The organism is Saccharopolyspora flava (assembly GCF_900116135.1).
GTDB lineage: Bacteria > Actinomycetota > Actinomycetes > Mycobacteriales > Pseudonocardiaceae > Saccharopolyspora > Saccharopolyspora flava.
In genome coordinates, this window is sequence record NZ_FOZX01000002.1 from 580,102 (window position 1) to 606,044 (window position 25,943).

The window sequence follows — 25,943 nt, forward strand, 5'->3', positions numbered from 1 at the left end:
TTGACCAGCGCTGTTGTCGCGCCCGAATCGTCGCTCGCGATCGAAAACCGTCGGTGCGAGGAGATAGGGTCGAGTTGTGAACGCGGTGGACTTGGGAATCCCGCTCGTGCGCCGCTCGACCGACTCCTCCGAACGGCCGGACACGCCGGAACTGGTGGACCGCTTCGGCCGAGTGGCGACGGACCTGCGCGTCTCCCTGATCGACAAGTGCAACCTGCGCTGCACCTACTGCATGCCCGCCGAGGGACTGCCGTGGCTCAAGCGCGACGAGATGCTCGGCACCGACGAGATGATCCGGCTGATCCGGATCGCGGTCGAGGAGCTGGGCGTGACCACGGTGCGCTTCACCGGCGGCGAGCCGCTGCTGCGCCAGGACCTGGTCGACGTCATCGCGGCCACCTCGTCGTTGCCGAGCAGGCCCACGACCTCGCTGACCACCAACGGCATCAACCTCGGCGGTTTCGCCGAGAAGCTGGTGACGGCCGGGCTGAACCGGGTCAACGTCTCGCTGGACACCCTGGATCGCGCGGTGTTCAAGGAGCTGACCCGGCGCGACCGGATGCAGGACGTGCTCGACGGGCTCGCGGCGGCCAAGACGATGAAGCTGGAGCCGGTCAAGGTCAACGCGGTGCTGATGCGCGGCGTCAACGAGCACGAGGCCCCGGACCTACTGCGGTTCTGCATCGAGCGCGGCTACCAGCTGCGGTTCATCGAGCAGATGCCGCTGGACGCCCAGCACGAGTGGGATCGCGGCGCGATGATCACCGCCGACGAGATCCTGGAGATGCTGAGCAGGGACTTCACCCTGACCCCGGACGTCGCCGAGCGCGGTTCGGCCCCGGCCGAGCGCTGGCTGGTCGACGGCGGCCCGGCCACGGTGGGCGTGATCGCCTCGGTGACGAGGCCGTTCTGCGCGGCGTGCGACCGGACGCGGTTGACCGCCGACGGACAGCTACGCTCGTGCCTGTTCTCGACGACGGAAACGGACCTGCGCGGACCCATGCGCGACGGGGCCACCGACGCCGAGCTGATCCGGCTGTGGCAGGGCGAGATGTGGGCCAAGGCCGCCGGGCACGGGATGGACTCCGGCGAGTTCGCCCAACCATCCAGGCCGATGAGCGCAATCGGGGGTTAGCGGAGATGACCGCGGTGTCGGAGCAGAGCGCCGGTCCGGCGGAGGACGCCGTCTCGGTCCAGGTCCGCTACTTCGCCGGCGCCCGCGCGGCGGCCGGCGTCCCCGAGGAGACGGTGCTGCTGACCGGCGCGGCGCCGACGGTTTCCGACGCCATCGCGGCGGCGCTGAACCAGCACGACGAGAAGCTGGCGAAGGTGATGCCGGCGTGCAGCTTCCTGCTGGACGGCGTGGCCGTGCGGGACCGCGGCACGTCGATCCCGGCGAACGCGACGCTGGACGTCCTGCCGCCGTTCGCGGGCGGCTGAAACCCCGCGCACTGTTTCTTCTGCGCGCGTGCGGGTGCGCGCGGATACAGCATGCCCTGGCGTGTCGTACAGCCTCGTCCGGGTGACTTCTCGGTTGATTCTTCCCTCATTCGATCTTGGTCCGCGGGGCGCCTCTCCGAGCCCCCGCCCGTCCGCCTGAACGCCACCCGATCCGGCGACTAGACCACTCACGGTGCGTCAGAACGCGAACACAGATCGCGTTGGCGCTCTGCCACCCGTGTCCCCCACGACCCGGGGTGGCCCAGCCTCGCTCGACGGTTGGTGACGGCGTGACGGACGTTCCCCAGTGGGAGCAGCGAGGTGACCCAAGCCTCACTTACGGTGATCGATATCAGCCCGGAAACGGTCCGGTAACGACGTCCTGATCAGCGAAAATGATCGGGATCGCCACCCCTTGGGCCGGTGTTACTGTGACCAGCGTCACATGCTAGAAGATTTCCGATCTTCGGATTGGTTACGTAGTGTCGCTCCTCGGTCGGCCCCGAACCGATCAGCAAGGAACCCGAGAGCCCGTGGCGCCGAGCCTGTCCAGCGGGCCCTCACCCCGAAAACGAAAACGAACCGGACAGGAACGAGGGACATCTCAGGGCTCCCCGAAAGCTCCGAGATGCCGCCGGCTCCCCCGAGACCGGCGGGCACGAACCCGGCTCCACCCGAAGGAGCCAGACGAGGGTTCGACCCGAGGCGCGGCTGGAGAGAGGGACATGGGCAAGCACCGCAAGCCTTCGAGTACCAAGCGCACCTTCGCCCGGATCGCCGTTGCCGGCGCTGTGGTCGCCACCCCGATCGCGATCGCCGCACCCGCCAACGCAGCGGACTGGGACACCCTCGCGCAGTGCGAGAGCAGCGGTAACTGGAGCGCCAACACCGGCAACGGCTTCTACGGCGGCCTCCAGTTCACCCCGTCGACCTGGGCCGCGTACGGCGGCACTCAGTACGCCAGCAGCGCCCACAACGCCACCCGCGAGCAGCAGATCGAGGTCGCGGAGAAGGTTCTCGCCTCGCAGGGCAAGAACGCCTGGCCGGGTTGCAGCGCGAAGATGAACTGGACCAGCGGCTCGACCAAGTCGAGCACCAAGACCACCACCACGCCGAAGAAGAAGACCACCACGACCACGAAGTCCACGGTCAAGGCGGACGGCGCGGACTACACCGTCAAGGTCGGCGACACCCTGGGCAAGATCGCGCAGCAGTTCGGCGTGAACTACCAGGACATCGCCGCCAAGAACTCGAGCATCATCAGCGACCCGAACCTGATCTTCCCGGGTCAGCAGCTCGACGTGAAGTAAGACTGCGCGGTCAGGCATCCCCCAACGCCGACCGGCAAGAGAAGCACGCGCCGTCTCCCCCGACACAGCACGTGCTTCGCCAGCAGAACCCCTCCACCGCAACGCCCCCAACGCGGTGGAGGGGTTCTCTGCTGTTGAGGGAAGGGGCGAGGGACGAAAACCGCAGCACGTCAGGCAAGCGCCGAAGGCGCTTTCTCACTACCCCACCTCAGACGCTTGCACCGCCGCGGGTTCTGACACGTCTTCTGGGGAGGACAGCCGACGCGCCGTGTATTGGCATACATAAGCCTCGGATCCCGGAGCCAGAAGGCGTGTCAGGTTCCGCTTCTGGCACCGCCAAGCAACAAGACCACAGAGCAGTTTCAGTAAACGAAAGCCAGAACTACCTGCAACGACACAGGAAAACGGCAAGAGGAAACCCTCAAGGACAGTTAACCCATTCCTCAGAGTTGTCGTCGAAGACCTGCCGCTTCCAGATCGGCAACCTCCGCTTGACCTCATCGACCAGCTCGGAGCACGCGTTGAAGGCCTGCTTCCGATGCTCAGCGGCGACGGCACAGCCGAGCGCCACGTCCCCGATCTTCAACATCCCGATCCGGTGCGAGGTGGCGATCGCCCGGACGCCCTCGAAGCGCCCGGCGATGTCGGCGGCGACCTCCTGGATGACGTCCTGTGCGATGGGGTGCCCGGTGTACTCGAGCTCCAGGACGCCGCGTCCGCCGTCGTGGTCGCGGACGACGCCGTTGAAGGTCACCACGGCGCCGGCGGCGTTGTGCTCGACGAGCCGCGCGAGCGCTTCGACGTCGATGGCCTCGTCGACCACGTCGGCGCGGAGCACGTCGGCCACCGGGTGCGCGGGAGCCGTGCCGGAGCCGGGGTGGTCGCCGCCGTGGAGCTGGTCGACGGCGTGGTCGAGGACCCCGTCGAGCACGCCGAGGCCGTCCTTGACGCCACCGCTGGAGCCCGGGAGGTTCACGATCAGCGTGCGGCCGGCGACGCCCGCGAGGCCGCGGGAGAGGACCGCCGTGGGGACCTTGGGCAGCCCGGCGTCGCGGATGGCGTCGGCGAGGCCCGGGATCTGGTGGTCGAGGACGTCCGCGGTGACCTCGGGGGTGCGGTCGGTGGGGTTGATGCCGGTGCCGCCGGTGGTGATGACGACGTCGACGCCGCCGTTGACGGCGGTGCGCAGCTGGTCGCCGACCGGATCGCCGTCGGGCACCACGAATGGGTCGGGGGTGTCGTAGCCCCGGTCGCGCAGCCACTTGACGATCACGGGACCGGTGCGGTCCTCGTAGACGCCGGCTGCGGCGCGGTTGGACGCGGCGACGACTCGCGCGGTCCTCGTCATGGTGACCTCCCGTGGTGTTCCCGGTGCTGGTGCGACCCCGCTGCCCTGGTGCAACGGCGCTGCGCGGCGGATTAGTCCGCGTCGCGTTCCCAGAGACCGGTCTTGCCGCCTTCCTTGCGCTCGACCTGGACCTGGTCGAGGACGGCGCCCGGGTCGACGGCCTTGATCATGTCGTGCAGCGCGAGCCCGGCGACGGCGACCGCGGTCAGCGCCTCCATCTCGACGCCGGTGCGGTCGGTGGTCTTGACCGCGGCGGTGATCCGGACGTCGGTGTCGCCGAGTTCGAACTCGACCTTGGCGCCGGAGATCGCGATGGGGTGGCACAGCGGGATGAGGTCGGGGGTGCGCTTGGCGCCCATGATCCCGGCGAGCCGCGCGGTGGCGAGGGCGTCGCCCTTGGGCAGGCCGTCGCGGCGCAGCAGCGCGATCACCTCGGCGGTCGTGCGCACCACCCCGCTGGCCACGGCCCTGCGAGCGGTGCTGTCCTTCTCGGACACGTCGACCATCCGCGCGGCCCCGGCCGCGTCCACGTGCGTGAGCTCCTCCTGCGCCATACCCCGAGCCTAGAGGACCCCCGTCCCCCGACCGAGTGCAGGCAACGTCAAAAACCGCAGGATTCGACCGGACGAATCCTGCGGTTTTTGACCCGACGAATACCGCAGGTTTTGACCGGTCGAATCCTGCGGTATTTGACCTGCGGGGGTTAGAAGTCGAGGTCTTCGGCCATGCTCCAGGGGAGGGAGGAGCCGCCTCGGGAGGTGGGTTCGGCCGGTTTGGTGGCCAGGGCCGCCTTCTTGACCGCGTCCGCGACTGCGGGGGCTACCGCGTTGTCGAAGACGCTGGGGACGATGAAGGAGGCGTTGAGGCGTTCCGGGTCGACGACGTCGGCGATGGCGTTGGAGGCCGCGAGCATCATGTCGTCGGTGATCTCGTGCGCGTGCGCGTCGAGCAGACCCCGGAAGACGCCGGGGAAGGCCAGCACGTTGTTGATCTGGTTCGGGTAGTCGCTGCGCCCGGTGGCCACGATGCTGGCGTGCTGCTGGGCCTCCAGCGGGTCGATCTCCGGGTCCGGGTTGGCCAGCGCGAACACGATCGCGTCGGAGTTCATCGAGGCCACGTCGTCGGCGGAGAGCAGGTTCGGCGCCGAGACGCCGATGAACACGTCCGCGTCGCGGACCGCGTCGGACAGCGTGCCGGTGCGGCCCTCGGCGTTGGTGGTGGCGGCGATGTTCTGCAGGTTCTCGTCGGTGTCGCCGCGGCCGGTGTGCACGATGCCGTTGATGTCGACGGCGATGATGTCGGCGGGCTTCTTGTTCTGCAGCAGCCGGATGATCGCCGAGCCCGCGGCTCCGACGCCGCAGACCACGACGCGGCAGTCGGTGATGTCCTTCTCCACCACGCGCAGCGCGTTGCGCAGCGCGCCGAGCACGACGATGGCGGTGCCGTGCTGGTCGTCGTGGAAGACCGGGATGTTGAGCTTCTCGCGCAGCCGGGCCTCGATCTCGAAGCAGCGCGGCGCGGCGATGTCCTCCAGGTTGATGCCGCCGTAGACGGGGGCGATGAGCTCGACGGCGCGGATGATCTCCTCGGTGTCCTGGGTGTCCAGGCACACCGGCCAGGCGTTGACGCCGGCGAACTTCTTGAACAGCGCCGCCTTGCCCTCCATGACCGGCATCGAGGCCTCCGGGCCGATGTTGCCCAGGCCGAGCACGGCCGAGCCGTCGGTGACCACGGCGACCGCGTTGCGCTTGACGGTCAGGCGGCGGGCGTCGTCGGGGTTCTCGGCGATCGCGGTGCACACGCGGGCGACGCCGGGCGTGTAGGCGCGGGAGAGGTCGTCGCGGTTGGCGAGCGCGACGCGGGAGTTGACCTCGATCTTGCCGCCGAGGTGGACCAGGAAGGTCCGGTCGGAGACCTTGCGGACGCGCACGCCGGGCAGCGCCTCGAGGACCTCGGTGACCTCGCCGGCGTGGTCGGCCGACAGCGCGTTGCAGGTGATGTCGACGACGATGCGGTCGGCGTGCGACTCGACGACGTCGAACGCGGTGATGACCCCGCCCGCGCGACCGATCGCGCTGGTCAGGTCGCCGGCGGCGGTCGTCGACGGCGGTGCCTCGACGCGAACGGTGATCGAGTACCCAGGACCTGGAACCGGCATTGGCACACCCCTGTCGAGCGAACGGCTATGGACGTGGGTGGCGTTCTCCAGCGGCGCCCGTTGCAGATCAACCGCACGAGGCGCAAGCCCCTCGATCCCGCTAAGCGGCCGGAACTTCACCCAGCACGAAAAAGCCTAAAACTTTCCCGACTGTGAGCTAGATCCGGTCCGCTACTGGCCGGTCGGCCTTGACAGGTCCCGTTCGGCGGGGAGACGAAACAGCCGAACCGGCGGGATGCCGGTTCGGCCGCGGAGGTCACTTGTTGATGACGGTGACCGGGTGCTCGTACGGGACGACGTCCTCGTTGAGCGGGAACGTGGTGTCCCCGAACGGCGACAGCGCGCCCTGCTTGTCGGCCACCAGCTCGCTGACCGCGTGGTCGTCCTGCGGCCAGTTCGGGTCGATGCGGTCCTTCTTCGTCTTGCCGGCCACGTCGTCCTCCTGTGCGTTCCAGCTGCGGGTCCCTGCTCACGGGCCCCGGCTACGGGTACTGCCAGTTTGCCGGATCCGAGCGATCGAACTCACCCAAGGGTGTCCCAGCTCGCGCGGGAACAGGTCACCTCAGGACCCGGGGTGACCCGATTTCCACGGAAGTCAGGGGCCCGATTTCCGTGGAAATCGGGAAACCGCCGGTGGCGGGTGGGGTGAGCGCGGGGAGCCGGGGGCGGGTCCTGGGTATCGTGGGCGTGATGCCTCCTGTCGGAACTTGGCTTCGCGATCGCAGCGATGAGCAGCTCGTGGCGTTGCTGCGCGCTCGCCCGGATCTCGCGACGCCGCCGCCCGCGGACCTGTCGGTGCTGGGCTCCCGGGTCGCGCAGCGGTCCTCGGTGGCGCGCGCGTGCGAGGAGCTGGATTCCTTCGCGCTGAGCGTGATGGAGGCGCTGGTCCTGCTCGACGCCGATCAGCAGCCCGCCTCGCTCGACGCGGTGGCGCAGCTGCTGGGCGCCGACGTCACCGTGCAGCGGGCCCGGCGGACGGTGACCGCGCTGCGCGACCTGGCCCTGGTGTGGGGCGACGACGAGGCGCTGCAGATCGCGGGCACGGCGCGCGAGGTGCTGCCGACGTTCCCGGGCGGCCTGGGCCGACCGGCCGACGACCTGACCGAGGTGACGGCGAAGGCCGCGCTGGCCGACCTGGACGAGGAGGAGCGGCGGCTGGTCGGCGCGCTCGCCGACGGCTCCCCCATCGGCCGCACCAAGGACGCCTCCGCGCACGTGCCGCTGGAGCGGGCGACCAACCCGATCCAGCGCCTGCTGGCCAAGGGCCTGCTGCTGCGCCGCGACACCGAGACCGTGGAACTGCCCCGCCAGCTGGCCCTGGCGGTGCGCGGCGACCACCCGATGGGCCGGGTCGAGCCGGAGGAACCCGCCCCCGAGCTGGTGCAGACCGACCGCGAGCGGGTGGACTCGACGGCGGGCGGCGCGGCGCTGGAACTGCTGCGGCACGTCGAGGAGCTGCTGCACGCGTGGGAGGCCGATCCGCCGGACGTGCTGCGCTCGGGCGGCGTCGGCATCCGCGACCTGCGCCGGACCGCCAAGGCCGTGGAGGTCGAGGAGCAGCACATGGCGCTGCTGGTCGAGGTGGCGGTGGCGGCCGGGCTGCTGGACCGCACCGAGGACGCCGAGCCGCGCTGGCTGCCGACGATCTCCTCCGACACCTGGCTGGCCTCACCGGTCGAGCAGCGCTGGGCGGCGCTGGCCGCCGCGTGGCTGGACCTGCCCCGGCTGCCGGGGCTGACCGGGGCCCGCGACGAGAAGGACCGGTTGATCGGGCCGCTGTCGGACGAGCTCAGCCGCCCGCTGGCGCCGAAGGACCGGCGCCGCATCCTCGACTACCTCGACGAGCTGCCCGGCGGCTGCGGTGCCCGGCCGGACGACGTGGCCACCGTGCTGGCCTGGCGCGCGCCCCGGCACGCGGGCCGGCTGCGCGACGACCTGGTGCGCTGGACGCTGTCGGAGGCGACCGCTCTGGGGATCGTGGCGCTGGACGCGATGACCACGGCCGGTCGCGCGCTGCTGTTCGACGGCCCGTCCGAGGCCGCGCACCGGCTCGGCGAGGTGCTGCCGGAGCCGCTGGACCACGTGCTGGTGCAGGCGGACCTGACGATCGTCGCCCCGGGCCGGCTGGAGCCGGACCTGGCGGCCGAGATGAAGCTGGTCGCCGACGTGGAGTCGGCGGGCGGTGCCACGGTCTACCGGGTGGGCGAGGCCAGCGTGCGGCGGGCGCTGGACGCCGGGTACACCGCCGACGACCTGCACGCCCTGTTCCGGAACCGGTCCAAGACGCCGATCCCGCAGGGCCTGACGTACCTGATCGACGACGTGGCCCGCCGCCACGGCAAGCTCCGCGCCGGGACCGCGTCGGCCTTCCTGCGCTGCGACGATCCGGTGGTGCTGGCCGAGGTGCTGGCGACCCCGGCGGCCGAGGAGCTGGAGCTGCGGCGGATCGCGCCGACCGTGCTGATCAGCCCGCTGCCGCTGGCGGACCTGGTGGACGGGTTGCGCGCGGCCGGGTTCGCGCCGGTCGCGGAGGGACCCGACGGCAGCGTGCTGGACCTGCGGGCGAGCGGTCGCCGCACCCGCGGCAAGACCCGGCAGCGCCCCTCCTACGGGCCGCCGGTGCCCGGTGCCGAGCAGCTGGGGGCGATGGTCACGCAGCTGCGCGCCAACGACATCGCCGGGTCGGCCCGCCTGGGCAGGGCCGTGATCCCGGAGCGGGGACGGCCGAGTGCGGAGGCGACGCTGGCGCTGCTGCGCGACGCCGCGGCCGAGAAGCGCAGCGTGTGGCTGGGGTTCGTGGACACCCACGGGATGCGCAGCCAGCACGTGGTGCGCCCGGTCAGCGTCGGCGGCGGCATCCTGCAGGGCGTCGACGCGGCGAACGACGAGCTGGGCAGCTTCCCGCTGCACCGCATCACCTCGGTCGCCCTCGTCGAGGAGTGACGCGCGAGGGTCAGGCCTGGGTCGCCAGGCGCTGGCGCATCGCGTGCTCGACCAGCGTGATCAGGGCCTTCTTGGTCGATTCCCGGTCCCGGGCGTCGACCGTGATCATCGGGACGGTCTCCGCGATGGTCAGGGCCTCGCGGACGTCCTCCATGCGGTGGTGCGTGACGCCGTCGAAGGTGTTGACCGCGACGATGTAGGGCAGTCCCCGGTCGTCGAAGAAGTCGATCGAGGCGAACGCGTCCGCCAGCCGCCGGGTGTCGACCAGCACGACGGCGCCGATCGCGCCGCGCACCAGGTCGTCCCACATGAACCAGAACCGGTGCTGGCCGGGCGTGCCGAACAGGTAGAGGATCAGGTCCTGGTCGAGCGAGACGCGGCCGAAGTCCATCGCGACGGTCGTGGTGACCTTGCCCGGCGTGGCGGTGAGGTCGTCGACGCCGACGCTGGCCTCGGTCATGACCGCTTCGGTGGTCAGCGGCACGATCTCGGAGACCGAACCGACGAACGTCGTCTTCCCGACACCGAAACCACCGGCGACCACGATCTTCGTCGAGGTCTTCTGGTTGCTCGGTTGCTGCGACCGGGGATCAGAGCCTGCGAAGCCCACTGAGCACCCTCTCCAAGAACTCCATGGACGGCCGATCACCGACGACCATGCCACTGTCATGAATCAGAACCAGCCCGGTGTCGGCCATGTCGCCGATCAGCACCCGCACCACGCCGAGCGGCAGCCGCATGTGCGCGGCGACCTCGGCGACCGAACGGGCCTCCAGGCACAGCTCGGAGATCGAGCGGTGCTCGGGCCGGGATTGGGTCGCCTGGTTGCGACCTCGTTCGCTGGTGCTTACCAACGTCTCGATAGCAAGATCATAATCGGTGCGGGTACGCCCTCGGGTACGGGCGTACGGCCGAACGAGTGAACCGCCGCTGTCCTCGGCTTCCATGTCGTCCATCGCCGGGATCGCCGGCATCGAGCCGGAAATCGACGGCATGGACTGGGAAATCGGTGACATCGGCTGCGAGATGGACGGCATCGACACCGACGGCGGACCGCTGTCCGGACGCGGACGCGGCGCCGGGGTCCCGCCCTGGGAACCCCATCCGTCCTGCGATCCCCAGTTGTCCTGCGGCGCCCAGTTGTCCTGGGGGCCGCGCGGGTCCTGGGACTGAGCCTGGGGCTGGGACGGGGTGTTCCCGCCCGAGGAGTCGCCGTAGCCGCCCGACCCGAACAGGTCGGCACCCGGTCCCCCGAACAGCGCGCGGTCGTACCCGCCCATGGCGTCACTCCCCTGCCCGGACGGGGCGTCGTCGACGAAGTCGTCCTGCCAGGACTCCGCGCTCAGCCGCTTGTTGTAGAGGCGGAACAGGTCACCGTCCCAGCTGGGCTCGGAACCGGCGTTCATGGTCAGCTCCCCTCAGCTCTCCCAGCCGGAATCACCGGCGGCCCATGCCCTGCAGCTGCGCGCGCAGTTCAGGCGTGAGCTGACGTCCGACCCGCTCCACGAGCAGGGTCATCTCGTAGGCGACCAGGCCGATGTCGGCGTTCGGCGCTGCCAGCACGGCCAGGCACGACCCGTCGCTGATCGACATCAGGAACAGGTAGCCCTGCTCCATCTCGACGACGGTCTGGGTCACCTCGCCTGCTTCGAAGCAGCGCGCGGCGCCTTGGGTGAGGCTGACCAGACCGGACGCGACGGCGGAAAGCTGCTCGGCGCGATCACGGGGCAAGCCCTGGGAACCGGCCAGCAGCAGACCATCCGCGGACACGACCACCGAGTGCGCGACGCCGGGCACCCGGCGCACGAAGTCGGTGATCAGCCAACTGAAGCTGTTGCTGCTCATCGGTTGCTGCACGGACCCGTTCACTCCTGCTCCTCGGGACGGCTCGGATTCGAGCGGGGAAGTTCGGTGGAAACCGGTTCGGCCTTGGCGTGCCTGCCCTTGTGGACGCCCTGCTGGAAGTTCGCCATGCGTCCGCGGACGGCGTCAGCCGAACGCGGGGCGGCGGGCTTGCGGCGAGGGGTCTGCGGGGTGCGAGGCGCTGCCGAGCCGGGCACGAGGTTGGTCTTGGGCACCCGCTTGGGAAGTCCGGCCGCGGTCGTCTCCTGGACCTCGGGGGTCTGCAGGAGCGCCTCGGCGGCTTTCCAACCGACATCCGCTTGCCCCCAGCCCGGGTCGGGCGTGGTGGTGCGCGGAACTTCATCGACCACCGGCTCCGACGCGGCGCTCGACGAGGTCGAGGGCGCGGCGGCTGCCGGATCGGCGGGCTTGGGGTCGGCAGCGGCGGACGAGTCCTCCACATCGGACTCGCGGAACCACTGCGAGAGCACGGCTTCGTAGATCGGCAGGCGCTGCGTGGGCGCATCGTCCATGTCCCAGGACTCCCTCGGCTCGTCGTCGGCATGAGCCGCCGACCCGCCGTCGAAGCCCGGGGTGCCCGGACCGGAAGTGCCTCGCGGGGATGCGTTCTCGGACTCCCGGGACTCCGACGCCGGCTCGGGCCGGCTTCCGTTTCCCGGGGCGCCCTCGGGGCCGCCGCCGAAGGCCGCGCCGATTCCACTGCCGTTCAGGCCGCTCCCGTTCAGCGAGCCGCCGTTGAGGGAGCCGCTGTCGTGCTCGCTCCCGTTCAGGCCGCCGCCGAAACCGTTGCGGTCCTCGTCCGAGCCGAACGGCCGGGACGGGGCGAAGTTCTTGGTCTTCTCCGCCTCGAACGGGCTGTGGAACAGGTCGGTCGACGAGGTCTCCGACGGTGCACCGCATTGCCCGTCGAAGCCGGGGTCGATGTCCGGCCAGGCTTCCGCCCCGACACCGTCGTCGTGGGGCGCCCGATCGTCATCCTCCCATCGGGGGACGCTCGTTGCACCGAACGAATCGCCGGATGTCGTCGTGATGGAGTACTGCGGCGGCTCCGCGCCGAAGTCGTCGGGCTGGTCGCTCCCGTCGAAGCCCTGGCCGTCGAAGCCCTGGCCGTTGAAGGACGCGATGCCCGGCATCGAGATCTCGGAGTCGCGGGCCGCCTGGTTCATCGAGGTGAACGCGGTCGGCGGCTCGGAACCGCTCAGGCTGGGCAGCTCGGCGCGGGAGGTCGGCGCGTCCAGGCTCGGCTGCTGACCGTTGGTGGCCGAGCGACCGCCGAAGGCCGCGGCCAGGCCCAGCTGGCCGCCGGCCTCGCCGCGCTCCTCCGGCTGCGGGGTGCGCGGCATGTCGGGCATCGGCACCGGGCCGTCCGGGGTGAGCTGGACGACGAGGTCTCCGGACAGGCGCACGGTCGCGGTGACGCCGCCTTCCAGGCCGTCGTTGTTGCCGAGCTCGACCTCGATGTTGTGCCTGCGGGCCAGCTGGCCGACCACGAACAGACCCATCCGGCGGGAGACCGCGACGTCGATCTCCGGCGGCCGCACGAGCCGCTCGTTGATCTCGTCGATCTCGGCCGCGTCGATGCCCACGCCGCGGTCGCGGATCTCGATGACCAGCTGCTGGCGGCGGTAGGCGGTGCGGACGGTGACCTCGGTGTCGGGGTTGGAGAACACCGTGGCGTTCTCCAGCAGCTCGGCGACCAGGTGCACGAAGTCGTTGACCACGCGGCCCTGCAGGGCCAGCTCGGGGGCGTCGACCACGGCGACCCGCGCGTACTGCTCGACCTCGGAGACGGCGGCGCCGAGGACCTCGGTGAGCGGGACCGGGCGCATGGTGCGCCGGGTGAGGTCGGTGCCGCCGAGGATCAGCAGGTTCTCGTTGTTCCGCCGCATGCGGGTGGCGAGGTGGTCCAGCTCGAAGAGGCTGGACAGCTGGTCCGGGTCCTGCTCGTCCTGCTCCAGGCGGTCGATGAGCGCCAGCTGCCGCTGCACCAGGGTCTGCGACCGGCGGGCGAGGTTGACGAACAGGTCGTTGACGTTGTTGCGCAGCATGGCCTGCTCGACGGCCAGGCGCAGCGCCTGCTGGTGCACCGCGTCGAAGGTACGGGCGACCTGCCCGATCTCCTCGTCGGTGTAGACGGGCACGGTCGGGACCGTGGTCTGGTGCGAGGCGCCCGGGTTCTCGGTGACCCGGTTGATCGCCTCCGGCAGGCTCTTCTGCGCGATCTCCAGCGCGTTGTAGCGCAGCGTGCGCAGCGGCCGCAGCATCGAGCGGGCGATGAAGGTCGCGACGCCGAACGCGATGATCAGCAGCAGCGCCACCAGCGCGGAGTCGCGGACCAGCGTCCAGGTGGCCGAGTCGGCCAGCGCGGCGGCGTCGGAGTGCAGGTCGTCGAGGACGTCGGACTCGACCTCGCGGACGAGGTCGGTGCGCTCGCCGGACTGCTGCCCCCAGTCGGCCGGGGAGACGCCGAGGTTCTGGTCCTGCTGATCGTTGTCGTAGGCGATCAGCGCGCTCTGCTCCATCTGCTCGGTGCGGTCGATCGCCGCACCGGCGACCCGCTCGGCGAACAGCGCCCGCTGCTCCTGGGTGGCCGAGGCCTGGAACTCGCTGTAGGCGGCCTCGTAGCGGGCGTTGGCGGCGCGCATCTCGTCGGTCTGGCCGGTCAGGAACTCATCGCGCAGCGCGGCGCTGAGCAGGATGGAGCGCTGCCGGGCGAGCTGCTCCTTGGCCTGGCCGAGGGAATCGGCGGCGCGCGCGGTCTGCGCGGTGTCGGTGTTGGCCGCGGAGTTGGCGACCTGGTTGTTGATGGCCAGCAGGGTGTCGATCACCGAGTTGTAGGCGATCATCGTCTGCGGGCTGGTGAAGCCGCTGTTGACGGTGCCGCGCAGCGCACCGAGGCTGCCGAGCCGGTGCTCGGCGCTCTGGAAGGCGAACCGGACCTCGGGGGTGAAGTTCCCGACCTGGGAGTCGAAGGCCAGCACCTGCTGGGCGGCGGAGTCGACCCGGCCGGCCTGGTTGGCGTAGTCGGTGCCCGCGCTGCCGCCGTTGGCGGTGGTGAGCACGATCGCGAAGTCCCGCTCGCGCTGCAGCTCGTGGGTGAGGTTCGAGGTCCGCTGCGCCAGTTCCACCTGGTCGACGATGGTCTGCATCTGCGACTGGGTGTTGAGGCCGTCGTAGATGCGCACGCCACCGACGCCGAGCGCGGCCAGGGTCGGCACGAGCAGAACGGCGGCCATCTTGTACCGGAGGCGCCAGTTGCGCAGCCACCACTTCTTGGTCCGGGCGGCAGCCGGATCGGCTGCACCGGCTGCGGTCGCGGGGTCGTTGTTGAGCATCCCTGTTTCCTGCGCTGCGGCGGACATGTGCGGAACCGCCACGGCTAGCTGCCCTTCCTGGCCGTGACAGTGGAGATCATCGTGCTGGGAATGTGCCCGCGAACCGACGCTGCCGCGTCGTCTACCCACGAGCGGGTCCACGTCGTCTCGGCGATCGAGCTTCCGCAGACCCCGACTCTGTCAGCCGGGCTTGCCATCACACTCCCTGGTCACAACGTGCATTCCCCCGAAGCAGAGGCCAGCCACCTCGACGGGCGAGACTATACTTAACCCGGCGTCACAAGTCAGGCCCCCAATACGGGTGTCCGTCACTCTTAAGAGTGCCGTGGATAACAGCTGGGCCGAACGTGTGACCCATAGTTAGTTACGCCTGGTTGTAACCCGATAGTTCAAACCTTTACAGTCCTTTTTGCGCCCCACCCGTCACGGCTGTCGGAGTTCGAGCCCGGACCGCACCGGCGCGCTCAGTCGAAAGTCGTGGCCACGTCCACAGTGCACAGACGCACCTGCGGGACCCTGACCGGGGTTGTCCGCGCCCCACGGCGGGGAGTTCCGCCGGCGGCGCGCCATGTCGTGCGTTTCGCAAGGAGGACTCGATGACCCTGGCCAGTCGCGCTATGTCGCGGAGAGGTCTGCTCAAGCTCGCCGGCGGCACCGCCACCGCGGGCGTTCTCATGGGCGCCAGCGGCTGCGGCCTGCTGGGCGGCTCGCAATCGGCGGGTGGCGGCGACGGCCAGGTCGAGAAGCCGAACATCAAGGTCGGAGCCATGCCGGTCACCGACCTCGCCCCGCTGCACCTCGCCGTGCGCAACGGCATTTTCAAGGAGGAGGGCCTCAACGTCGAGATCGTCACGACCTCGGACGGCAGCGCGGCTCTGACCAGCACCATCGGCGGCGACTACGACATCACCTACGCCAGCTACGTGCCCTTCTTCGCCGCTCAGGCGCGCGGCGTGGCGGACCTCAAGATCGTGGCCGACTGCGGTGCCGGCGCGCCGAACACCACCACGATCATGACCTCGCCGAACTCCAAGGTGCGCACGCCGCAGGACCTGGCGGGCAAGACCATCGCCATCTCCGGCCCGCGCACCATCTCGGAACTGCTGGTCAAGGCCACCATGCGGGCCTACGGCGTGGACTTCTCCAAGTCCGAGTTCACCGCGATCCCGTTCATCAACATGCCGGCCGCGCTGCAGCAGGGCCGGGTGGACGCGGCGATCCTGACCGAGCCGTTCCTGACCCAGGCCGCGCGCAGCAGCGGAGCCGTCCCGGTGGCCGACACCAACACCGGCCCGCTGGAGGACCTGCCGCTGACCGGCTACGGCGCGACGGCGAAGTTCGTGCAGGACAACCCCAAGACGGTGGCCGCCTTCCAGCGCGCGATGGACCGCGCCGTGGCCGAGTCGCAGGACCGCTCGAAGATCGAGCCGCTGCTGCCGGAGTTCGCCAAGATCGACAAGGACACGGCCGCGATCATCTCGCTGCTGAAGTTCAACTCGCGGGCCGACGCCACCCGCCTGCAGCGGGTCCCGCGCCTGATGAAGGACTTCGGGTTCCTGGACAAGGACATCGACGTCGCCCAGATGATCGTGCCGCCGCCGCAGGCCTGATCCGCACCGCAGGGCTGAGCGCCGAGCTCAGCCGCAGGACTGAGCGCCGGGCCTCCCCAGGGATGAGCCCGGCGCTCCTGCTTCTCCGCCGAAATTCTGGTCCAGACCGGAATTCGAGGTTCTGAAGTTGTCCGGAACTCGCCAGGAGTTCCCGCCGAGCCGCAGACGTCGCGTCCGATTCGCGACGTCTGCGGCTTTCGTGTTGCGCCATCCGTGTATTTCCCGTTTTCCCCGTAGACTCACCCGGTCGCGATGTGGAAGACACGCTTCGTGTTCTTTGCTCTCGCGAATGAGTGATAAGAGCCACACCTTCGGCTACTCGTCACAACGAGGCAATTACGTCTTGTTGTTCGCCCCTGGTCAGGTATCTAGAGTTCTGCACGCACCGATGCAGCCGGTGACCTGGGGACCGCGGGACGTGCACGCCCGGCGGACGTCCGCCGGCCCCGCCAGCGCCGCCACCCGCAGCGCCCGCACCTCCCGCCTCCCAGCTCGGCAGGCCTCGGTCCACGCAAGTCGCTCCATCCGACAGGCCCCACCGGGCCACACCCCGCCTTGCCAGGAGGAACACGATGCGTCCCACTCACCGCCCGCTCGCGCGCCGAGACCTGTTGAAGATCGCCGGTGGCGTGGCCACTGCGGGAGCGCTGATGGGATCCAGCGGCTGCGGACTGCTCGGCGGCTCGGAGCAGCAGTCCTCCGGCAACGGGCAGGTCGAGAAGGCGCGCCTGCGCGTCGGCGCGCTGCCCACCGCCGAGCTCGCCCCGCTGTACCTGGCCGTGGAGGCCGGTCACTTCCAGCGCGAGGGCCTGGAGGTCGAGATCGTCTCCGCCCCCGACGGCGGCGCCGCGCTCAACAGCGCCATCGGCGGCGACCTGGACATCACCTTCTCCAGCTACGTGCCGATCTTCGCCGCGCAGGCCAAGGGCGTCGCCAACCTCAAGATCGTCTCCGACTGCATGTCGGCGGTGCCCAACAGCTGCCTGATCATGTCCACGCCGAACTCCGGCGTGCGCACCCCGCAGGACCTGGCGGGCAAGCGGATCGCCATCTCCGGCGCGGGCACCATCTCGGAACTGCTGGTCAAGGCCTCGATGAAGGCCAACAACGTGCCCTTCGACAAGGTGCAGATGGTGCCGCTGGGCTTCATGAACATGCCCAACGCGCTCAAGACCGGCCAGGTCGACGCCGCGATGGTCGTCGAGCCCTTCCTTACGCTGGCCGCCCGCGACGCCGACGCCGTCCCGGTGCTCGACACCACCTCCGGCCCGCTGGAGGACCTGCCGCTGGGCGGCTACGTGTCCAACTCCCAGTTCGCCGAGCAGAACCCGAAGACCGTCGCGGCGTTCCAGCGCGCGATGACCGCGTCGGTGGCCGAGGCGCAGGACCGCTCGAAGATCGAGCCGCTGCTGCCGAAGTTTGCCAAGATCGACAAGGAAACTGCGTCCATCATCACATTGCTGAAATTGAACGCGCGCGCAGATGCCACCCGCTTGCAGCGCGTTCCCCGATTGATGCTGGAATTCGGTTACATCAATAAGGACGTCGACGTGGCGAGCATGATCGTCCAGCCGCCGCAGAGCTGATCGGGACATGACCAGAACAATCCGGGGTCTGCTCGGACTGCTGGGCTTCCTGCTGTTGTGGGAGGCCTTCAGCAGATCCGGGCTCGTCGACCCGCAGTACTTCCCACCGCCCTCGGTGGTGCTGACCAGGTTCGTCGAGCTGCTCGGCGACCCGTCCTTCCTGCTCGACCTGATCGCGAGCGTGCTGGCCTGGGCCATCGCGCTGGGGATCTCGATCGCCATCGCGGTGCCCGCGGGCCTGCTGCTGGGCAGCGTCCGCGGCATCCGGGTGGCCACCCGGGCGATCATCGAGTTCCTCCGGCCGATCCCGTCGGTGGCGCTGATCCCGCTGGCCATCGTGCTGGTGGGCTCCGGCCCGGAGACCAAGATCGCGCTCGCGGTGTACGCGGCGGTGTGGCCGATCCTGTTCAACACGATCTACGCGTTGGACGAGGTCGACCCGGTCATGGTGGACACCGCGCGGTCCTTCGGGTTCGGGCGGGCGCGCACCATGTTCACCGTGCTGCTGCCCAACGCGGCGCCGTTCGTGCTCACCGGCATCCGGATGTCGGCCTCGGTCGCGCTGATCCTGGTGGTCAGCACGGAGTTCCTGGCCGGCGGCGGTTCCGGCCTGGGCAGCTTCGTGCTGGACGCCTCCACCGGCGCGGGCCGGATGGACCTGGTGCTGGCCGGGACGATCGTGGCGGGCATCGTCGGCTACCTCATCAACGAGGCGCTGGAAACGGTGCACAAGCGCGGCCTGGCGTGGAGCGCGGTCGATCGGGAGGCAGTGTGACGGGCCACCATTTTCCCGCCTTTCACCATTCTCCGGGAATGGCGATCACGAATTCACCGGAAAGCAACATCGCGTTGCGGGGTGCGCAATGAAGAGGACGCGCGGATTTCTCCGCCAGTGGATCGTGTTCATCATCGCCGTGCTGCTGTGGGAATTGGTCACCCAACTCGCGCAGCACCCGTTCTTCCCGGCGCCGAGCAAGATCCTCGCCACCGCCGGGCAGAAGTGGTTCTCCGGTCCGCCGCAGTCGCTGTTCCTGACCGGCGAGGCCACCGGTGACCTGCTGGCCAGCCTCGGGCGGGTCGCGCTGGGCTGGGTGCTGGCCGCGGCCATCGGCATCGCCCTGGGCACGCTGCTGGGCCGGTCCCGGACGCTGCTGGACTACGTCGGGCCGCTGATGGCGTTCATGCGCGCCATCCCGTCCCCCGTGCTGGTGCCGGTGTTCATCGTGCTGCTGGGCATCGGGTCGTCGATGCAGATCACCGTGATCGTGTTCAGCGTCGTGTGGCCGATCCTGCTCAACACCGTCGACGGCGTCCGCTCGGTCGACCAGGTCAAGGTCGACACCGCGCGGTCCTTCCGGATCCCGCGCGCGCAGTGGATCACCGGCGTGGTGCTGCCCGCCGCCACGCCCAAGATCTTCGCCGGCCTGCGGGTGAGCCTGTCGCTGTCGCTGGTGCTGATGGTCGTCTCGGAGCTGGTCGGCTCCACCAACGGCATCGGCTACCGGCTGATGTTCGACCAGCGGCAGTTCGACTTCCCCGCGATGTGGGCGGGGATCGTCCTGCTGGGCGTCCTCGGATACGTTTTGAACACCCTGCTGCTCGTGGTGGAACGCCGTGCGCTGAGCTGGCAACCCTCGCAGGCGTCGGCGGACCAAGTTGTCGGAGGCTGACCAATGACCCGAACGAACACGATGCTGGAAGTCTCCGGACTCGGTCACCGCTACGGCGGGGCGAACGGGCACCAGGCCATCGCCGACCTCACCTTCGAGGTCCGCACCGGTGAGCTGGCGTGCATCGTCGGCCCGTCCGGCTGCGGCAAGTCGACGATGCTGCGGGGCATCTCCGGCCTGATCAAGCCGACCAGCGGCGACGTGACCCTGCACGGCGAGCCGGTCGACGGCGTGCCCAGCGACCTGGCCGTGGTCTTCCAGGACTACAGCCGCTCGCTGTTCCCGTGGAAGTCGGTGCGCGCCAACGTCGAGTTCCCGCTGCAGTCCCGCGGGGTCGGCCGGGCCGAGCGGCGCGAGCGCGCCGACGAGGTGCTGGAGTGGGTCGGCCTGTCGGGTGCGGCGAAGAAGTACCCGTGGCAGCTCTCCGGCGGCATGCAGCAGCGGGTGTCCATCGCCCGCGCCCTGGCCTGCCGGCCGGCGCTGCTGCTGATGGACGAGCCGTTCGCGTCGGTCGACGCGCAGACCCGCTTCGAGCTGGAGGACCTGCTGCTGCGGGTCCGCAAGCAGTTCGACAGCACGGTCCTGCTGGTCACCCACGACATCGACGAGAGCATCTACCTCGCCGACCGGGTGTTCGTGCTGTCGAAGTCCCCGGCGACGATCGTCAAGGACCTGGAGATCCCGCTCGGCCGCGAGCGCGACCAGATCACCACGCGAGAGTCGGAGACCTTCGTGCACCTGCGCAGCGAGGTGGCCCGCCTCCTCGACGTCAAGAGCGCGGGTCCGGCCCCGGCCTCGGCCGCGGAGACCACCCAGATCATGTGACGCCACGACGAGAGAAGGGCGGTCCCGGTTGCTCCGGGACCGCCCTTTTTCGTCGCCTCAGTACAGGAAGCGCTGGCCGGGGTCGACCTTGATGTGCAGCAGGCTCGGGCCCTGCTTGCCGGAGAACTCCTCCGGCAGCGCCTGGGCCAGCTCCTCCGGGGTCTGGATGAGCTTGGCCGGGCAGCCGAGGCTGGTGGCCAGGCCGACGAAGTCGATGCCGCCGAGGTCCACGCCCGGCAGCTTGCTGCCGCCGGCGGCCTCGCCCAGCACCGCCACCGCCGCGTAGCGCGAGTTGTCCATGATCACGAAGGTGACCGGGGCCTGCTCGCGCACCGCCGTCCACAGCGACTGGATGCCGTACATGCTGGAGCCGTCGCCCAGCAGCGCGACCGTGCGCCGGGCCGGGTTCGCCATGCCGACACCGACCGCCGCGCCCACGCCGTAGCCCAGGGCGCCCGAGAAGCCGGTGAAGAACCCGCCGTCGGTGGAGCGCACCGGGAAGTACTCGTGCAGGTCGTTGCGGTGGCTCGGGGTCTCCTCCACCACCGCCGCGTCGGCGGGCAGCTGCTCGACGAGGGTGTCGAAGACGTAGGAGGCGGTCATCGGCGTGCTCGCGGCGGGCTTCTCCGGCCGCGGCATCGTCTTCGGCGCCTGCCGCTCCAGGTCCTCCAGCTGCGCGTTGACCTGCGGGACCGCGTGCGCCATCGTGCCCATCACGCCGCGCCCGGAGCGGGCCCGCGCCAGCACGTCGGCGTCGTCGTGGACCAGGAACAGCTCCGGCAGCGCGACCTCCGCCTCGCCCCGGTAGACGTGGTAGGTGAACGCGGGCGCGCCCCACACCACGACCAGGTCGTAGTCCTGGAGCTCCTGGCTGAGCAGCCGCTGCTCGGGCTGCAGGAACCCGGCGAAGCACGGGTGGTCCTCCGGGAAGGAGCAGCGCGGCGACATCGGCGGCGCGAACACGGAGGCCTTGGTCTTCTCCGCCAGCCGCACCATCTCGTCCACCACGCCGTCGGCGTCGACCGCGGGACCGGTCACGAACGCGGGCCGCTCGCAGCGGCGCAGCGCCTCGGCGAGCTCGGTGATCGCGGCCGGGTCCGGCGCGAACCCGGGGGTGCGCGGGCGGGCGGCGACCTCCACGCCCGGCTCGTCCCAGTCGTCGGCCGGGATGGACAGGAACACCGGGCCGAAGGGCGGGGTGGTGGCCATCTGGTAGGCGCGCACCAGCGCGGCCGGGACGTCCGCGGCGCGCGCGGGCTCGTAGCTCCACTTCACGTACGGCTTCGGGAAGTTCGGGGCCTCGGTGGCGCCCAGGAACGGCTCGTCGAACAGCAGGCTGCGAGTCTGCTGACCTGCGGTGATGACCATCGGCGTGCGGTTGCGGTAGGCGGTGAACACCGCGCCCAGCGCGTGCCCGACGCCCCCGGCCGAGTGCAGGTTGACCAGCACCGGCTCGCGGCGGGACTGGGCGTAGCCGTCGGCCATGGCGACCACCGCGGACTCCTGGAGCCCGAGCACGTAGTGGAAGTCGTCCGGCCAGCCGGTCAGGAAGGGGACCTCGGTCGTTCCCGGGTTGCCGAACACCGTGGTCAGCCCGAGCTCGCGCATCAACCCCCGAGTGATGTCGCGGACCGTGCGATCCTCGCTACCCATGTCCATCCCCTCCTCGCCGCGCCCGATCGCGGCAGACCCGAATCGTTAGCGGTGCTCAACTCTAAACGCCCTGGACGTCGCCGAAGCAGACGGTTTTCCGGCTGAAGACGTAGTAGCCCTCGTTGTCCTCGCAGGCCGCTTCCGGGTCCTGGCCGCCGGTGACCCGGGTGACCTGATCCTCGGCCTTCGAGCACTCCAGCTTCAACGGCAGGACCGACTCGTCCTGCTGGAACGGCGTCAGGCAGTCGCCGGCCCGGACGTCGAGGACGATGCAGTAGGTGTTGCCGTCGGCGAAGTTGACGTAGTCGTCGCCGCAGCCCGCCAGGTTGCGGCCCTCGCGGACGTCGACGACCTCGTAGTCGGACTCCGGGGAACCGCACTCGGCCACATCCATGCTGCCGCCGCGCTCGTCGGCCAGCGCCATGCAGTCGCCCGCCTCGATCCGGTTGCTCGCCGACACCGCGAGGACGATCGCGACGGCGCTGCCCAGCAGCAGCACCACGGCGCCGATCGCGAGACCGATGATCAGGCCGGTCCGGTTCTTCTTCGGCGGTGGCGGCGGCTGCTGCTGGCTGCCGGCGACCTGCCGCCAGAACGCGTCCGACCCCTGCTGGTAGCCGCCCTGCGGGTGCTGACCCTGCTGCCAGCCACCCGGGTACGGGCCGGACTGCGCGCCGTAGGGGTCCGGTTGCGGTGGGTAGGTCACTGGTCCTCCGTGGTCGAGTTCGCCACGAGCAACCTACCCGGCCAGGGAAAACACCTGGTTACGCGGCATCACGACGAAGCACGAACAGGAACGGCACGTTTCGAAACGAACGCGACCAAGACGACCCAAGCTTTGGTAGAGGCGACCCACTACGGGTACGTTTCGAAACGGACGCGACCGAGGCGACCCAAGCTTTGGTAAACGCGACCCACTACGGGTACGTTTCGAAAGGCAGGGGAAATTTCGTTTGAAATTGGCGGACCGCACAACGCGAGGAACCCCCGAGACGAAGCCAATTTCGGACGAAATTGCCCCTCCGCGCGCACTCAAAGTACCCCGCGGAGCGCTCCCAAGACGACCCCGAGGGGGTCGGGACAGTTTTCATGAAAACTGTCACTCCACCTACACGACGGGACCCCAAAACACCAGCTCAACCACCTCGAGACCCTGGAGTCCCCTCCACAGAGAGACCCCGTGGGGTCGGGAAGTTTTCATGAAAACTGTCACCACCCCCACGGGGTTCTTCGGGAGCGCTTCGCGGGGTCGAGCTGCTTGCGTGCGGAGTGGCAATTTCTCCAGAAATTGGCTTCGTCTTGGGGTTTTCTCGCGTTGTGCGGTCTGCCAATTTCAGAAGAAATTTCCACTGCCTATCGAAACGTATCCGTAGTGGGTCGCGTTTACCAAAGCTTGGGTCGTCTTGGTCGCGTTCCTTGCGAAACGTACCCGTAGTGGGTCGCGTTTACTGAAGCATGGGTCGCCTTGGTCGCGTTCCTTTTGACCGTATCCTTAGTCTGAACCACCCATGATCAATGTCCGTGAGGCGCGCACCCGTCGGGATCAGGCGATGTGAGTCACTTTGGGCGGTTCTGGGGGTCGGACCCGGGGGGAGCGGCGCCGAGCGAGTGGAATACTGGGTCGGGAGTCCGGTTGGTGGTTGCCGACAGCGCTGATCACCTGCGGAAACGCCGCCCGAATCCCGAGGGAGCGCTCACCTTGACCGACGGACCTCTCATCGTCCAGTCCGACAAGACGTTGCTGCTGGAGGTCGATCACGACCTCGCCGAGGACGCGCGCACCGCCATCGCACCCTTCGCCGAGCTGGAGCGCGCGCCCGAGCACGTGCACACCTACCGGATCACGCCGCTGGCGCTGTGGAACGCCCGCGCCGCCGGGCACGACGCCGAGCAGGTCGTCGACGGGCTGGTCCGCTACTCCCGCTTCCCCGTGCCGCAGCCGCTGCTGGTCGACATCGTCGAGACCATGGGCCGCTTCGGACGGCTGCAGCTGGTCAACGACCCCGCGCACGGACTCGTGCTCAGCTCCGTCGACCGCGCCGTGCTCGAAGAGGTGCTGCGCAACAAGAAGATCATCCCGATGCTGGGCTCGCGCATCGACGACGACACCGTCGTGGTGCACCCCAGCGAGCGCGGCCGGCTCAAGCAGATGCTGCTCAAGGTCGGCTGGCCCGCCGAGGACCTCGCCGGCTACGTCGACGGCGAAGCCCACCCCATCGAGCTGCAGCAGGACGGCTGGAACCTGCGGGACTACCAGCGCCAGGCCGTGCAGTCGTTCTGGGCCGGCGGCTCCGGCGTCGTCGTGCTGCCCTGCGGCGCGGGCAAGACCCTCGTCGGCGCCGCCGCCATGGCCGAGGCCGCCGCGACCACGTTGATCCTGGTCACCAACACCGTCGCGGGCCGCCAGTGGAAGCGCGAGCTGATCGAGCGGACCTCGCTGACCGAGGAGGAGATCGGCGAGTACTCCGGCGAGAAGAAGGAGATCCGCCCGGTCACCATCGCCACCTACCAGGTGATCACCCGCCGCTCCAAGGGCGAGTACAAGCACCTGGAGCTGTTCGACTCCCGCGACTGGGGTCTCGTCGTCTACGACGAGGTGCACCTGCTGCCCGCCCCGGTGTTCCGGATGACCGCCGACCTGCAGTCCCGCCGCCGCCTCGGCCTCACCGCCACGCTCGTCCGCGAGGACGGCCGCGAGGGCGACGTGTTCTCGCTGATCGGCCCCAAGCGCTACGACGCGCCGTGGAAGGACATCGAGGCGCAGGGCTGGATCGCGCCCGCCGAGTGCGTCGAGGTGCGGGTGACGCTCACCGACGACGAGCGGCTGCGCTACGCCACCTCCGAGGCCGAGGACCGCTACAAGCTGTGCGCGACCGCGCGCACCAAGGCCCCGGTGGTCAAGGCCATCCTCGACCAGCACCCGGGCGAACCGGCCCTGGTCATCGGCGCCTACCTGGACCAGCTGCACGAGCTCGGCGAAGCGCTGGACGCGCCGATCGTGGAGGGCTCGACGAAGAACAAGGAGCGCGAGGAGCTCTTCGACGCGTTCCGCCGCGGCGAGATCAACCGCCTCGTGGTGTCCAAGGTCGCGAACTTCTCCATCGACCTGCCGGAGGCCTCGGTCGCCGTGCAGGTCTCCGGCACCTTCGGCTCCCGCCAGGAGGAGGCGCAGCGGCTCGGGCGGCTGCTGCGGCCCAAGAGCGACCGCAAGCAGGCGCACTTCTACTCGGTGGTCTCGCGGGACACGCTGGACACCGACTACGCCGCGCACCGGCAGCGCTTCCTCGCCGAGCAGGGCTACGCGTACCGGATCGTCGACGCCGACGACCTGCTCGGCCCGGCCCTGCCGGACGCCGGGTGATGTCCCGCGGACAGTCGTCATCCAAAAGGGATCCGCGTTCGGCTGCTTTGCAGCTACCGTTGCGATGAACGAACGCAGCGTCTGAGCTGCAAGACACTGGAGATCGGATGGAAACCGAGCACGAACGACCGGCGATGATGGGCGGTGCGCACCGCTTCGTCGGCCTCGCGGAGAACCTGGAACGCTACGCCGGGACGCCCACCGGTGCCGAGCCGCCGAACGTGCACGGCAGCAACCGCGGCTACGGTCTGGTGTTCTTCTTCCTCGAGGAGCTCCATCTGACGACGGTGATCAGCAGCGGCCTGCGGTTCCAGCCGCTGGGCGCCGAACCGGCCCAGGAACTGGCGTGCACCGTCTACAAGGAGCAGGCCGAGGCCGCCCGCCACCTGGTCGACCTCACCTCCGAGCTCCTGGTGCAGCAGCGCACGTTCCTGGTCCCGGACCAGATCGTCCCGAACGAGAAACCGCTGCTCCCGGGCACGGAGTTCCACGGCGTTCTGGCCAGCGGCCACCCGATCTTCCCGTCGGAGTTCACCCGCTTCACCGACCCCGAGGGCAACGAGCAGCTCCAGGTCTTCACCCTGCTGCCGGTGACCCTGGGCGAGCTCAACTACATCCTCGACCACGGGGTCACCTCCCTCCGCCAGCAGTGGGCCCGCTTCGAGGTCGACGTCTTCGACCTCGGCCGCCCCAGCATCGCCTGACTCCTTCCCGGACCCCGCCCCGCGGACAAATACCGCAGGTTTTGTCGGGTCGAATACCGCAGTTTTTGACCGGTCGAATCCTGCGGTATTCGACCCGAGTCGGGGGCGCGGGTGGCGGTGCGGGCTGAAAGGATTGG

The 25,943-nt window shown here is 69.6% G+C and carries 21 protein-coding genes; 11 read left to right on the forward strand and 10 right to left on the reverse strand.

Translation table 11 applies throughout. The features are described from left to right. The first annotated feature begins 76 nt into the window (after positions 1 to 76). From moaA to BM424_RS09600, 3 genes are all read left to right on the forward strand, one after another. A complete protein-coding gene (moaA, locus tag BM424_RS09590; RefSeq protein WP_175548000.1) occupies positions 77 to 1,135 on the forward strand; it encodes a GTP 3',8-cyclase MoaA in 1,059 nt (352 codons plus the stop codon). Positions 1,136 to 1,140: 5 nt separating this feature from the next. Then, entirely contained in the window at positions 1,141 to 1,440 is a 300-nt protein-coding gene (locus BM424_RS09595; protein WP_093415436.1) for a MoaD/ThiS family protein, read from the forward strand. Between the two features lie 725 nt (positions 1,441 to 2,165). After that, on the forward strand, positions 2,166 to 2,750 hold the full coding sequence (locus BM424_RS09600; protein ID WP_093415438.1) for a transglycosylase family protein: 585 nt from the start codon (positions 2,166 to 2,168) through the stop codon (positions 2,748 to 2,750). Between the two features lie 421 nt (positions 2,751 to 3,171). On the opposite strand, the gene BM424_RS09605 is transcribed toward BM424_RS09600, so the two are convergent. The 4 genes from BM424_RS09605 to BM424_RS28780 form a co-directional block, all read right to left on the reverse strand. Next, positions 3,172 to 4,098, reverse strand: a complete 927-nt coding sequence (locus BM424_RS09605) for a molybdenum cofactor biosynthesis protein MoaE (protein ID WP_093415439.1) — start codon at positions 4,096 to 4,098, stop codon at positions 3,172 to 3,174. 71 nt (positions 4,099 to 4,169) lie between these two features. Beyond that, positions 4,170 to 4,652, reverse strand: a complete 483-nt coding sequence (gene moaC / locus BM424_RS09610) for a cyclic pyranopterin monophosphate synthase MoaC (RefSeq protein ID WP_093415440.1) — start codon at positions 4,650 to 4,652, stop codon at positions 4,170 to 4,172. Between the two features lie 149 nt (positions 4,653 to 4,801). After that, on the reverse strand, positions 4,802 to 6,256 hold the full coding sequence (locus tag BM424_RS09615; RefSeq protein ID WP_093415442.1) for an NAD-dependent malic enzyme: 1,455 nt from the start codon (positions 6,254 to 6,256) through the stop codon (positions 4,802 to 4,804). A gap of 256 nt (positions 6,257 to 6,512) precedes the next feature. Next, positions 6,513 to 6,689 carry a hypothetical protein gene (locus tag BM424_RS28780; RefSeq protein ID WP_175548001.1) on the reverse strand — a complete coding sequence of 59 codons (177 nt, stop codon included), beginning with the start codon at positions 6,687 to 6,689 and terminating at the stop codon, positions 6,513 to 6,515. A gap of 257 nt (positions 6,690 to 6,946) precedes the next feature. Between BM424_RS28780 and BM424_RS09620 the strand changes: the two genes are divergently transcribed. Further along, positions 6,947 to 9,199 carry a helicase-associated domain-containing protein gene (locus BM424_RS09620; RefSeq protein ID WP_093415443.1) on the forward strand — a complete coding sequence of 751 codons (2,253 nt, stop codon included), beginning with the start codon at positions 6,947 to 6,949 and terminating at the stop codon, positions 9,197 to 9,199. Positions 9,200 to 9,209: 10 nt separating this feature from the next. On the opposite strand, the gene BM424_RS09625 is transcribed toward BM424_RS09620, so the two are convergent. Genes BM424_RS09625 through BM424_RS09640 form a run of 4 tightly spaced genes read right to left on the reverse strand, consistent with a single transcriptional unit; the run spans position 9,210 to position 14,424 of the window. Next, complete coding sequence (locus tag BM424_RS09625; RefSeq protein ID WP_093415445.1) at positions 9,210 to 9,809, reverse strand: GTP-binding protein; 600 nt, start codon at positions 9,807 to 9,809, stop codon at positions 9,210 to 9,212. Further along, on the reverse strand, positions 9,790 to 10,605 hold the full coding sequence (locus tag BM424_RS09630) for a DUF742 domain-containing protein (protein WP_093415446.1): 816 nt from the start codon (positions 10,603 to 10,605) through the stop codon (positions 9,790 to 9,792). The genes BM424_RS09625 and BM424_RS09630 overlap by 20 nt, the downstream gene beginning before the upstream one ends. A gap of 31 nt (positions 10,606 to 10,636) precedes the next feature. Further along, positions 10,637 to 11,044 (reverse strand): roadblock/LC7 domain-containing protein, encoded by a 408-nt coding sequence (locus BM424_RS09635; RefSeq protein WP_175548002.1) that lies wholly within the window; start codon positions 11,042 to 11,044, stop codon positions 10,637 to 10,639. A 20-nt stretch (positions 11,045 to 11,064) separates the two neighbouring features. Next, positions 11,065 to 14,424, reverse strand: coding sequence for a sensor histidine kinase (locus tag BM424_RS09640; protein WP_245775728.1), 3,360 nt, complete (start codon positions 14,422 to 14,424; stop codon positions 11,065 to 11,067). A gap of 569 nt (positions 14,425 to 14,993) precedes the next feature. Between BM424_RS09640 and BM424_RS09645 the strand changes: the two genes are divergently transcribed. From BM424_RS09645 to BM424_RS09665, 5 genes are all read left to right on the forward strand, one after another. Next, a complete protein-coding gene (locus tag BM424_RS09645; protein WP_093415449.1) occupies positions 14,994 to 16,007 on the forward strand; it encodes an ABC transporter substrate-binding protein in 1,014 nt (337 codons plus the stop codon). Between the two features lie 572 nt (positions 16,008 to 16,579). Beyond that, on the forward strand, positions 16,580 to 17,593 hold the full coding sequence (locus BM424_RS09650; protein WP_245775729.1) for an ABC transporter substrate-binding protein: 1,014 nt from the start codon (positions 16,580 to 16,582) through the stop codon (positions 17,591 to 17,593). Positions 17,594 to 17,600: 7 nt separating this feature from the next. Further along, on the forward strand, positions 17,601 to 18,368 hold the full coding sequence (locus BM424_RS09655; RefSeq protein WP_093415451.1) for an ABC transporter permease: 768 nt from the start codon (positions 17,601 to 17,603) through the stop codon (positions 18,366 to 18,368). 88 nt (positions 18,369 to 18,456) lie between these two features. After that, on the forward strand, positions 18,457 to 19,263 hold the full coding sequence (locus BM424_RS09660; RefSeq protein ID WP_093415452.1) for an ABC transporter permease: 807 nt from the start codon (positions 18,457 to 18,459) through the stop codon (positions 19,261 to 19,263). 3 nt (positions 19,264 to 19,266) lie between these two features. After that, positions 19,267 to 20,088, forward strand: coding sequence for an ABC transporter ATP-binding protein (locus BM424_RS09665; protein WP_093415454.1), 822 nt, complete (start codon positions 19,267 to 19,269; stop codon positions 20,086 to 20,088). Positions 20,089 to 20,145: 57 nt separating this feature from the next. Here the strand turns inward: BM424_RS09665 and mdlC are convergent, their stop codons facing one another. Then, the gene (mdlC, locus tag BM424_RS09670; RefSeq protein ID WP_093415760.1) at positions 20,146 to 21,741 is read right to left on the reverse strand and encodes a benzoylformate decarboxylase; all 1,596 of its coding nucleotides are present in this window, start codon (positions 21,739 to 21,741) and stop codon (positions 20,146 to 20,148) included. Positions 21,742 to 21,802: 61 nt separating this feature from the next. Next, complete coding sequence (locus BM424_RS09675) at positions 21,803 to 22,447, reverse strand: LppU/SCO3897 family protein (RefSeq protein ID WP_093415455.1); 645 nt, start codon at positions 22,445 to 22,447, stop codon at positions 21,803 to 21,805. 993 nt (positions 22,448 to 23,440) lie between these two features. Here BM424_RS09675 and BM424_RS09680 point away from each other — a divergent pair. Both BM424_RS09680 and BM424_RS09685 read left to right on the forward strand, forming a co-directional pair. After that, a complete protein-coding gene (locus tag BM424_RS09680; protein ID WP_093415457.1) occupies positions 23,441 to 25,102 on the forward strand; it encodes a DNA repair helicase XPB in 1,662 nt (553 codons plus the stop codon). A 107-nt stretch (positions 25,103 to 25,209) separates the two neighbouring features. After that, positions 25,210 to 25,806: a suppressor of fused domain protein gene (locus BM424_RS09685; protein WP_093415459.1), complete on the forward strand. Its 597-nt coding sequence runs from the start codon at positions 25,210 to 25,212 to the stop codon at positions 25,804 to 25,806. Positions 25,807 to 25,943: the final 137 nt, after the last annotated feature.

Bases quoted from the DNA above. Each gene is read 5' to 3' on its own strand.
- moaC (WP_093415440.1), bottom strand. From the start codon at position 4,652: ATGGCGCAGGAGGAGCTCACGCACGTGGACGCGGCCGGGGCCGCGCGG.
- BM424_RS09685 (WP_093415459.1), top strand. From the start codon at position 25,210: ATGGAAACCGAGCACGAACGACCGGCGATGATGGGCGGTGCGCACCGC.
- mdlC (WP_093415760.1), bottom strand. From the start codon at position 21,741: ATGGGTAGCGAGGATCGCACGGTCCGCGACATCACTCGGGGGTTGATG.
- BM424_RS09620 (WP_093415443.1), top strand. From the start codon at position 6,947: ATGCCTCCTGTCGGAACTTGGCTTCGCGATCGCAGCGATGAGCAGCTC.
- BM424_RS09655 (WP_093415451.1), top strand. From the start codon at position 17,601: ATGACCAGAACAATCCGGGGTCTGCTCGGACTGCTGGGCTTCCTGCTG.
- BM424_RS09640 (WP_245775728.1), bottom strand. From the start codon at position 14,424: ATGTCCGCCGCAGCGCAGGAAACAGGGATGCTCAACAACGACCCCGCG.
- BM424_RS09615 (WP_093415442.1), bottom strand. From the start codon at position 6,256: ATGCCGGTTCCAGGTCCTGGGTACTCGATCACCGTTCGCGTCGAGGCA.
- BM424_RS09605 (WP_093415439.1), bottom strand. From the start codon at position 4,098: ATGACGAGGACCGCGCGAGTCGTCGCCGCGTCCAACCGCGCCGCAGCC.
- BM424_RS09600 (WP_093415438.1), top strand. From the start codon at position 2,166: ATGGGCAAGCACCGCAAGCCTTCGAGTACCAAGCGCACCTTCGCCCGG.
- BM424_RS09630 (WP_093415446.1), bottom strand. From the start codon at position 10,605: ATGAACGCCGGTTCCGAGCCCAGCTGGGACGGTGACCTGTTCCGCCTC.
- BM424_RS09645 (WP_093415449.1), top strand. From the start codon at position 14,994: ATGACCCTGGCCAGTCGCGCTATGTCGCGGAGAGGTCTGCTCAAGCTC.
- BM424_RS09665 (WP_093415454.1), top strand. From the start codon at position 19,267: ATGACCCGAACGAACACGATGCTGGAAGTCTCCGGACTCGGTCACCGC.
- BM424_RS09650 (WP_245775729.1), top strand. From the start codon at position 16,580: ATGCGTCCCACTCACCGCCCGCTCGCGCGCCGAGACCTGTTGAAGATC.
- BM424_RS09635 (WP_175548002.1), bottom strand. From the start codon at position 11,044: ATGAGCAGCAACAGCTTCAGTTGGCTGATCACCGACTTCGTGCGCCGG.
- BM424_RS09660 (WP_093415452.1), top strand. From the start codon at position 18,457: ATGAAGAGGACGCGCGGATTTCTCCGCCAGTGGATCGTGTTCATCATC.
- BM424_RS09595 (WP_093415436.1), top strand. From the start codon at position 1,141: ATGACCGCGGTGTCGGAGCAGAGCGCCGGTCCGGCGGAGGACGCCGTC.